Raw genomic sequence first — 8,946 nt, 5'->3', positions numbered from 1 at the left:
CGAAGAACATTCTGCTGAACGAGGGCATCCGGGCTTGGATGGCACCTCAGGATCAGCCGCACGAACAATTTGTATTCCCCGAAGAGGTACTGCCCCGTGGTAACGCTCTCTAATAGTTCTATCCTGCTGAGCGGACGCGACCAGCAATCGACTGGATTTGCTTGGTGGTCTGGTAACGCTCGCTTGATCAACCTTTCCGGTAAGCTGCTGGGCGCACATGTTGCTCACTCTGGTTTGATTGTATTCTGGGCAGGTGCAATGACCCTGTTTGAGGTCGCTCACTTTGTTCCTGAGAAGCCGATGTACGAGCAGGGCTTGATCCTGCTGCCTCACCTGGCAACGCTAGGTTGGGGTGTTGGTCCGGGTGGTGAAGTCATCAACACTTTTCCCTACTTTGTGGTGGGTGTGCTTCACCTGATTTCCTCTGCGGTTTTGGGTCTGGGCGGTATCTATCACGCCGTTCGTGGTCCTGAAACCCTGGAAGAGTATTCTTCTTTCTTTGGCTACGACTGGAAAGATAAGAACAAGATGACCACCATCATCGGGATTCACCTGATCCTGCTGGGTCTTGGTGCATTTCTGCTGGTGCTGAAGGCAATGTTCTTTGGCGGTGTGTATGACACCTGGGCACCCGGTGGTGGCGATGTCCGAGTCATCACAAATCCGACGCTAAACCCTGCGGTCATCTTTGGCTATCTGCTCAAGTCTCCATTTGGTGGCGATGGCTGGATCGTCAGCGTCAACAACATGGAAGACATCATTGGTGGTCACATCTGGGTTGGCTTTATCTGTATTGCAGGCGGTATCTGGCACATTCTGACCAAGCCATTTGGCTGGGTGCGTCGCGCCTTCATCTGGTCGGGTGAAGCATATCTGTCCTACAGCCTCGGTGCGCTGTCTCTGATGGGCTTCATTGCCTCCTGTATGGTGTGGTACAACAACACTGCTTACCCCAGTGAATTCTTTGGTCCGACAGGTCCCGAAGCGTCTCAGGCTCAAGCTCTGACCTTCCTGATTCGTGACCAGCGACTGGGTGCAAACGTAGGTTCTGCTCAGGGTCCGACGGGTCTAGGTAAGTACCTGATGCGCTCTCCGACAGGTGAGATCATCTTTGGTGGTGAAACCATGCGTTTCTGGGACTTCCAGGGTCCATGGCTGGAGCCGTTGCGTGGACCGAATGGTCTAGATCTGGAAAAGATCAAGAACGACATTCAGCCTTGGCAGGCTCGTCGCGCGGCTGAGTACATGACTCACGCTCCGCTGGGTTCGCTGAACTCGGTAGGCGGTGTGGCAACGGAAATCAACTCCGTGAACTTTGTCTCGCCTCGCGCTTGGCTGGCAACCTCTCACTTCGTGCTTGGCTTCTTCTTCCTGGTGGGTCACCTATGGCACGCGGGTCGCGCTCGTGCTGCTGCGGCTGGCTTTGAGAGAGGCATCGATCGTGACAATGAGCCAGTACTGGCAATGCCTGAGATTGACTAATCCTTAGTCTCCTTGTAAATCAATAGGTCCCTGCAAATGCGGGGACTTTTTTATGTCGAATTTTATGTCGAAAATTTGCATTCCCTGTTCAAACTCAAGATTCAAAATTGCTTAGAAACAGAAAAGTTACGATCGACCTATCCAGTTTCCTTATTCATTCATTGCTTTAAAAATGAAACATTATCCTTTTTTGGCACTGTCGCTCACGTTAGCCGTATTTCTAGGAGCCGCAAGTAGCCTATTGAGTCCCTTCAATTCTTTAACCTCAGCTCAGGCACAGGATACTCAAAGTCCCCGTGCTGCCTTTACTCGTCCACCGCGCCTGGTGAGTGCCGAGAATCCTGAGAAGCAAGTTGCAGTGCGATCGTCTGTTTACTATTTCACATTGGAGGTTCCGCCTGATTCGGGTAGCGGGCTTCAGCAGGTAAGCGTGGTTCAGCGAGACGGGTCTTCCCGGATAAGACGAATTCGCTATGACCTGGAGGCAACTCGTGCTTTTGTAGGAACAGCAAACGATCGCGGTACAGAGATCCCGATCGCTCAAAAAACCTACGATGAGGATTCTCAAACCGTCACGCTTGCCTTTGCCAGTCCGGTTCCATCTGGGACGACGGTCACGCTTGCTCTGGAAGCACAGCGAAATCCTCGGATGCAGGGCGTTTATCTGTTTGGCGTCACGGCTTATCCAGAAGGCAGTACTACGAGTGGACAATTTCTTGGCTATACCCGGCTCACCTTTTATGGCAATGACGGCATTCAACTCCTTTCCGATTGAATTGGCCGGAAGCAGATGCCCATTGAAGGCTTCCAGATTAAGACAACGGATATAAAGCCCAAGATGCAGGACAATAGACCTTATCTCAAATACAGCCCTGCTTTGTGCGGGGATTGCCAGTTAAGGTGATGAACTCCGCTACTCTCCTAACCCCCAATCCGGGGGAACCTAGTTTTCCTCAAGGTTCTCAAAGTCTTCCAAGTTTGGGGAATTTAGGGGGCGATGTAGGATTCGCGACTGCTCAAACATCCTTTTAGCTTCATACTGCTGTATCTGTCAGAGCTTACTTTCATTTAGACTGCGAACGCCTCATGTCTGAACTGCCAATTCTGCCAAACTATATCAACGGGCAGTGGTGTGACTCTGCTGCCACTGAGTTTGTTCACGCGATTAATCCTGCGACAGGCGATCGGCTTGCCAGTGTCCCTCTTTCTCCAGCAAGCGAAGTTGAGCGGGCGGCGCAGGTTGCCCATGAAGCGTTTCAGTCCTGGCGACGGACGCCAGCTCCGCAGCGAATTCAGTATTTGTTTAAGCTGAAAGCTCTGATGGAGGAGCAATTTGAGGACCTGTCGCGGACCATCACGATCGAATGCGGCAAAACGCTGGACGAATCGAAGGGCGAACTGCGACGGGCGATCGAAAATGTGGAAACGGCTTGCGGCATTCCAATGATGATGCAGGGAACGAATTTTGAGGACATCGCATCGGGTATTGACGAATTTATGTTTCGGCAGCCCATTGGTGTAGCGGCAGTGATTGCGCCGTTTAATTTTCCGGGCATGATTCCCTTCTGGTTTTTACCTTATGCGATCGCCTGCGGCAATACCTATATTGTGAAGCCGTCTGAAAAAGTACCGCTGACTATGCAGAAAGTTTTTTCTTTGATCGATCGAGTTGGGCTGCCGCCTGGAGTGGTGAACCTGGTGAATGGCGCAAAAGAAGCGGTCGATGCCATTCTCGATTATCCGTTGATTCGGGCAATTAGCTTTGTGGGGTCGAGTGGGGTAGCGCGGTATGTCTACAGTCGGGCAACCGCGAATGGAAAACGGGTGCAGTGTCAGGGTGGCGCGAAAAATCCGGTGATTGTGCTGCCAGATGCTGACATGGAGATGACCACTCGAATCACAGCGGACAGTGCGTTTGGCTGTGCCGGACAGCGATGTTTGGCTGCGTCGATCGCCATCACCATTGGAGAAGCCCGTAAAACCTATACCGAGTCGATCGCGGCAGCAGCTGCCTCACGGGTGGTGGGAAACGGACTGGAAAAAGGCGTACAGATGGGTCCGGTGATCAGCGCAGAAAGCCGTCAGCGGATCGAGCAATTAATCCAGCAGGGCGAGTCAGAAGGCGCAAAAGTGATGATCGACGGTCGATCGCCTCAAATCACCGGATATGAGCAGGGTAATTTTGTGCGTCCCACAATTTTGCAGGACGTTGACCCCGACAGCAGGATCGCCAAAACAGAGATCTTTGGTCCTGTCCTGAGCCTGGTTTATGTTGAGACGATCGAGGATGCTATTCAGCTTGTGAATCGGGGGCAATACGGCAACATGGCCTGTCTATTTACCAGTAGCGGGGCGGCGGCGCGGAAGTTTCGCTATGAGGTAGAGGCAGGCAATATTGGGATCAACATTGGCGTAGCGGCTCCGATGGCGTTCTTTCCGTTTAGCGGCTGGAAAGAGAGCTTTTTCGGCGACCTGCACGGACAAGGACAGCACGCGGTTGAGTTTTTTACCCAAACGAAGGTCGTGGTGGAGCGTTGGTTTAAAGACTGGTCGCGGCAGTTTTAGGGGCTGCGCCTTGAAACTTCCCTTCAAACCATTTCCTAAAACCGCACAAAATCGCCCCGTACCCAGCCGGTCGCCCCAGAGCTGGTGAACTGTACTTGATACCAGGTTTGCTGGTCTGAGCCGATCGCTTGCGCTAAAATTCGCACCGAGTCTCCTGACAAGCCATAGTGACGCACCGGAGATTGAAGATTGGCTCGATCGCGAATATTAATTCGAGAACCCGGATCGCGACTGGTGAGGGTGGCAGTGCTGGCGCTGGGGCGGGCCGTTTGGAGAGCGGAATTTGCCAGAGCGATGACCGTTTCTCTACGTCCATTTTTCACTGAGGCAGAATAGAGCACTCCCTGGGAAAGCCAGGATGCCTGAGCAGTGCAGTACGCGCCGCAGGAATTGGTGAAATATCCCTGGATGCCGTTTGCCAACGTAATCGCTTCGATCGTGTCTTGGGGACTTCCAGGATCGGTGTCTACAGAGCCGCCAAGTTGTGCGGAGAAATAGCCCCAGGTGCAGGGGGTTCCCTGACAATCGGGCGTATAGGTGAAGCTGACTTCGTATCCGTCGGGGCGGTTGCTCGTGATGTTGGAATACAGCGAATCGGCTTCGGGTAATTTACTGGGCAGGACGATCGGTACTTGAGTACGTCCCTGAAGTTGGGTTCTCAAGCGGTCAACCGGCACGACGGTATCTGCCCAAGCGGGAAGCGGTAGGCTCAGCATGAGCAGGGTTGTCCAGAGCAGTTGGCGAACGCGTGACATAAGGTAGGAACTCCTAAGCCCAAATTGAATTGCGATTTCGATTGCCTGAGTACAGCAACCTGTTTTGCAAAAGGTTATGGTTGCAAAAGATTATGCCCGTACTTTAGGTATTACTAACTACACAAGGGTAGTAGCCATTTTTCGGGACAAGCTGTTAATCGTCGCAGGAGAAAACTGCTTCGCATTGCTCTACAAAATAATCAGGAGTCAAGTCAGGACTCGATCGCAAAAAATCCGGGAGGGCAATCTGTTATGCTCACAGGTAGAACCGTTCCTCCTCGGATGCCGCTATGGTGACCCTCACAGCTCAATCTTCTGTAGACCAGCGCGACTGGAAACCGATCGTCAAAGCCTTTGAAGCTGTTGTCGGTAAAAATGCAGTAGTGCAGCGCAAAGAAGAACTCTTGGTGTATGAGTGTGATGGGCTGACAAGCTATCGTCAGCGTCCGGCAGTGGTGGTGTTGCCTCGTACAACAGAACAGGTTGCAGAAGTGGTGAAAATCTGCGATCGATTCAACGTGCCATTTATCGCGCGGGGAGCCGGAACCGGGCTATCGGGAGGTGCGCTGCCGATCGAAAACTGTGTGCTGATTGGCACAGCCCTGATGAATCAGATCCTCGAAATCGATCTCGAAAATCAGCGGGTAGTCGTGCAGCCGGGCGTGATTAATAATTGGGTGACGCAGGCGGTTAGCGGAGCGGGATTTTACTATGCGCCTGACCCTTCCAGCCAGATTGTTTGTTCCATCGGTGGCAATGTAGCGGAAAATTCGGGCGGAGTGCATTGCCTCAAATATGGCGTGACGACGAATCACGTTTTGGGGCTGAAGATTGTTTTGCCAGATGGATCGATCGCTGAGGTAGGCAGCAAGATTCCCGAAATGCCGGGATACGACTTGGCAGGAATTTTTGTCGGTTCAGAAGGCACGCTGGGCATTGCCACCGAAATTACGCTGCGGATTCTCAAAACCTCTGAGGCAATTCATGTGCTGCTGGCAGATTTTACCAGCGTCGAGGCGGCAGGACAGGCGGTTTCAGACATCATCAGTGCCGGGATTATTCCGGGCGGCATGGAAATGATGGACAACTTCAGCATTAATGCTGTGGAAGATGTGGTGGCGACCAACTGCTACCCGCGAGACGCGACGGCAATTTTGCTGATCGAAGTCGATGGGCTGGAAGTGGAAGTTGAAGCAAACCGCCAGCGGGTCGAAGCGATTTGTCGGCAAAATGGGGCAAGAAGCATTCGCACTGCCACTGATCCCACTGAACGTCTCACCCTGTGGAAAGGACGCAAAGCTGCCTTTGCCGCAATGGGCAAGATTAGTCCTGATTATTATGTGCAGGATGGGGTGATTCCGCGAACCAAACTGCAATACGTGCTGCACGAAATCGAGGTACTCAGCCAGAAACACGGCTATCGCGTCGCTAATGTGTTTCATGCTGGGGATGGCAACCTGCACCCGCTAATTTTGTACAACAATGCCATTCCGGGACAGCTTGAGGAAGTGGAGGCACTGGGGGGCGATATTCTGAAGCTTTGTGTTGAAGTGGGCGGCAGCATTTCGGGTGAGCATGGCATCGGCGCAGACAAAAAGTGCTATATGTCTGCGATGTTTAATGAAACCGACCTGGAAACGATGCAGTGGGTGCGGCAGGCCTTTAACCCGAAGGGACTGGCAAACCCGGAAAAGCTGTTCCCGACGCCGAGAACCTGCGGAGAAGCAGCCCGATCGCTTACCGCTGAAGATTTTCCGAACGTCGATCGCTTCTAACCCACTTCAATGCAAGACGATCTGAGGATCGATCTGAAACGCTGAGCTGGAGTTTGATTGCCCAGAAGCTTCCTCGCGGCGCAGTTGCCAGAGCAGCTTTTGAGATTTCCAGGCACGATCGAGCAGTTCCATTGCCTGGGTGGGCGAGCATTCTTTTGAGTAGCTTTGCTCTAGTGCCGAGCAAATATACGTTTTCAGGTAAGTTTCGATATCTTGAGGAGCGATCGAAACTGTGGTTTCGTGGGGGGCGACTTGCATAGGGGGAAGCATTAGGAAAGAAAAGAACAATAAGAACCCAATCTGCGAACGGGGCAGCTCGAAAACTGTGGCTTGTTTTCTCCTACAAAAGAATCCGGTTTGAATTCGGACATTTGAAGGCGATCGGGTAGTTTTTTGTAGAATCTTTACGGGATTGACCAATCCACATAAATCTATAGACAGTCAGTAAACGGTCAGAGGTAAAACGGTGAGCTGATTAAATCGCAAAGGAAATAAAAACGTTAAGTCATCCTTAGGGAGAGCCAAATTTAAAGCCGACAGGAGAAAATGTAACCGTTGATTGCTGCCTTAGGAGTGCAATATGGTTCTTGCTCGTTGGCGACAAATTCTTGCACCAGTCTTGCTTAGCGTTTTGTTGCTGGTTACTGCTTGCAGTCCACAAGCGCCATCCCGCTTTGAACAGACGCAAGTTGAAACAACTCAAAAAGGCGCGCCGTCTGCCGTTGCTACTGATGCCACTCAGGGAGGAGCGTTTAACCAGTTCTTTCCGAAGTCGGTTTCTGGCTATGAGATTGTGCCTGCTCAGGAGAAAAAAGGGTTTGCTGAATACAAAGTAAACCAGGGTGGAAAAAATGTGGCAATGCTGGCAATCAGCGATACCACCGGAACACCTGCCGCAGAGAAATTTAGGAACAGCACGATGAAGATTGCAGGCTATCCCGCCGTCGAACAGGGACAAAATGGAACTGCAATTCTGGTGAACGATCGCTATCAGGTGAAAGTGCTGTCTCGCGATCCTTCATTTACAAAGGAGAATCGGGCAGAATGGCTGACTAAGTTTGATTTGAACGGCTTAACCAAGCTGAGTTAAGTTCGGGCAGGTAAGTTCAGACTCAGGACTTCAAGAGTCGCTGCATCATTCGCTGCAAACCAATTGACCCTTTGCTCAGGAGGACTCTGTGAGTAAATCAATTTATGAACTGGTTGACCGTCTCCCGACAGGCGGCATTACCGTAATGGCACTGCGATCGCTCGATACCTTCGTGCCAGGACAGTGGGATAATCTAGTCGGGTTTGAAAATACGATTCGGAAAGTAACGGGTGAAACCGACGAAAGCTTGATTCAGCAAATTGGCGATCGGGCGGTGACGCTGTTTAACGACAAATCGCAGGGCTATCAGCGGGCACTCTGGCTTTATCAAACCGTCGATTCGGCATCGGGCGCACTGGGCGCGGCAGCTCTGGCAAACCGAATTGGGCAGGATATCTCGTTTCTGGGAGTGTTGAAGCATCTCACGCCCAAACCTGAAAGAGCGCAAACGATCGATCTATGCGTCAAACTCGTCGTTGAAGTGGTAGCCTTCTGTCAAATCAACGGCATTCCGGGTGATAGTCTGGGCGATTTTTTAGCGTCCTTAAAAGACTACGGCGGCGAATCGCTGATGCGAATGGCAGCGCTTGTTTGTTTTGATGGACTCGTGCCTTTGGGAGCCGATTTCTCGCTGAAGGCATTAAACGCAATTCAAGGAATGACCCCTTCGGAACTAGAGAAAAATAACACGTTCAAAGGCGTTGCAGAACAGATTCCGGGCGGCAATACAGACGGCAAACTAGGCTTTATTCGCGAAAGCTTTTCTTCCACAAAAGGCTGGATGGATAACTTTGTGGCATCCCGCAATTTGACTCCTGATAAGGTGATCGACAACTTGACGCAATTTGTGGATGTATCTAAAGACAAATTAGACTACCTTGGCGCATTTCTTGATATGTCCGTTAAATACTACGAACACACCGGAGTGCAAACGCTGACGCGGCGACTGGTTGAACGGGCGGTTGCTGAAATTTAGCATCGTAAGGTCAATCTCTTTGCAGGAGAAATGGTTTGGCATTGCCTGTGAGGAAAGCCGGTCTTGATGTTGATTGAAGCCTAAAATTTGTCAAAAATTGATTTTTGAAATCTGGTTTGAGGTAGGGCAATCCTGCCTTTTTTTTATCATTTGCAAGCGTTGCTGAAATTGCAATGGCAGGCATCTAGGCTATAGCTTTACGCGATTAGGTTAGAACGCTAGGCTAGGGGAAAACCAGCGTCTAGAAGTGCCTATGCCTTCCCCTTATGGTGACGACCTGCGTCGCAAAGCAATTAATGCCGT

9 protein-coding genes and 1 pseudogene are annotated in these 8,946 nt (G+C 51.3%); 7 read left to right on the top strand and 3 right to left on the bottom strand.

All coding sequences use genetic code 11. The features are described 5' to 3' along the window. From NDA02_RS27725 to NDA02_RS27710, 4 genes and pseudogenes are all read left to right on the top strand, one after another. Positions 1-113 (top strand): annotated as a pseudogene (locus NDA02_RS27725) (photosystem II D2 protein (photosystem q(a) protein)); the annotation flags it as partial. Further along, complete coding sequence (gene psbC / locus NDA02_RS27720; RefSeq protein WP_348246726.1) at positions 97-1,482, top strand: photosystem II reaction center protein CP43; 1,386 nt, start codon at positions 97-99, stop codon at positions 1,480-1,482. The pseudogene NDA02_RS27725 and the gene psbC, both read left to right, overlap by 17 nt. A gap of 172 nt (positions 1,483-1,654) precedes the next feature. Then, on the top strand, positions 1,655-2,257 hold the full coding sequence (locus tag NDA02_RS27715; RefSeq protein ID WP_190792462.1) for a DUF2808 domain-containing protein: 603 nt from the start codon (positions 1,655-1,657) through the stop codon (positions 2,255-2,257). A gap of 311 nt (positions 2,258-2,568) precedes the next feature. Further along, positions 2,569-4,047 (top strand): CoA-acylating methylmalonate-semialdehyde dehydrogenase, encoded by a 1,479-nt coding sequence (locus tag NDA02_RS27710; RefSeq protein WP_190792461.1) that lies wholly within the window; start codon positions 2,569-2,571, stop codon positions 4,045-4,047. Positions 4,048-4,082: 35 nt separating this feature from the next. Here NDA02_RS27710 and NDA02_RS27705 read toward each other — a convergent pair whose 3' ends face one another. Continuing rightward, positions 4,083-4,802, bottom strand: coding sequence for an SH3 domain-containing protein (locus NDA02_RS27705; RefSeq protein ID WP_242067393.1), 720 nt, complete (start codon positions 4,800-4,802; stop codon positions 4,083-4,085). Between the two features lie 290 nt (positions 4,803-5,092). On the opposite strand from NDA02_RS27705, the gene glcD reads away from it, so the two are divergent. Next, on the top strand, positions 5,093-6,577 hold the full coding sequence (gene glcD / locus NDA02_RS27700; protein WP_190789699.1) for a glycolate oxidase subunit GlcD: 1,485 nt from the start codon (positions 5,093-5,095) through the stop codon (positions 6,575-6,577). 6 nt (positions 6,578-6,583) lie between these two features. Here glcD and NDA02_RS27695 read toward each other — a convergent pair whose 3' ends face one another. Further along, on the bottom strand, positions 6,584-6,835 hold the full coding sequence (locus tag NDA02_RS27695; protein ID WP_190789698.1) for a hypothetical protein: 252 nt from the start codon (positions 6,833-6,835) through the stop codon (positions 6,584-6,586). 322 nt (positions 6,836-7,157) lie between these two features. Between NDA02_RS27695 and NDA02_RS27690 the strand changes: the two genes are divergently transcribed. Further along, positions 7,158-7,667 (top strand): hypothetical protein, encoded by a 510-nt coding sequence (locus NDA02_RS27690; RefSeq protein WP_190789697.1) that lies wholly within the window; start codon positions 7,158-7,160, stop codon positions 7,665-7,667. 88 nt (positions 7,668-7,755) lie between these two features. Next, positions 7,756-8,643, top strand: coding sequence for a hypothetical protein (locus tag NDA02_RS27685; RefSeq protein ID WP_190789696.1), 888 nt, complete (start codon positions 7,756-7,758; stop codon positions 8,641-8,643). Positions 8,644-8,653: 10 nt separating this feature from the next. Here the strand turns inward: NDA02_RS27685 and NDA02_RS27680 are convergent, their stop codons facing one another. Beyond that, on the bottom strand, positions 8,654-8,827 hold the full coding sequence (locus NDA02_RS27680; protein WP_190789695.1) for a hypothetical protein: 174 nt from the start codon (positions 8,825-8,827) through the stop codon (positions 8,654-8,656). Positions 8,828-8,946: the final 119 nt, after the last annotated feature.

It is taken from the genome of Leptolyngbya sp. ST-U4 (assembly GCF_039962215.1).
Taxonomy (GTDB): domain Bacteria; phylum Cyanobacteriota; class Cyanobacteriia; order Elainellales; family Elainellaceae; genus Leptolyngbya_A.
This window is presented reverse-complemented; position numbering and strand designations above follow the sequence as displayed.

Excerpts from the sequence above, each read along its gene's own strand:
- NDA02_RS27680 (WP_190789695.1), bottom strand. The coding sequence starts at position 8,827 with ATGCCTGCCATTGCAATTTCAGCAACGCTTGCAAATGATAAAAAAAAG.
- NDA02_RS27690 (WP_190789697.1), top strand. The coding sequence starts at position 7,158 with ATGGTTCTTGCTCGTTGGCGACAAATTCTTGCACCAGTCTTGCTTAGC.
- NDA02_RS27695 (WP_190789698.1), bottom strand. The coding sequence starts at position 6,835 with ATGCAAGTCGCCCCCCACGAAACCACAGTTTCGATCGCTCCTCAAGAT.
- NDA02_RS27705 (WP_242067393.1), bottom strand. The coding sequence starts at position 4,802 with ATGTCACGCGTTCGCCAACTGCTCTGGACAACCCTGCTCATGCTGAGC.
- glcD (WP_190789699.1), top strand. The coding sequence starts at position 5,093 with ATGGTGACCCTCACAGCTCAATCTTCTGTAGACCAGCGCGACTGGAAA.
- NDA02_RS27710 (WP_190792461.1), top strand. The coding sequence starts at position 2,569 with ATGTCTGAACTGCCAATTCTGCCAAACTATATCAACGGGCAGTGGTGT.
- NDA02_RS27715 (WP_190792462.1), top strand. The coding sequence starts at position 1,655 with ATGAAACATTATCCTTTTTTGGCACTGTCGCTCACGTTAGCCGTATTT.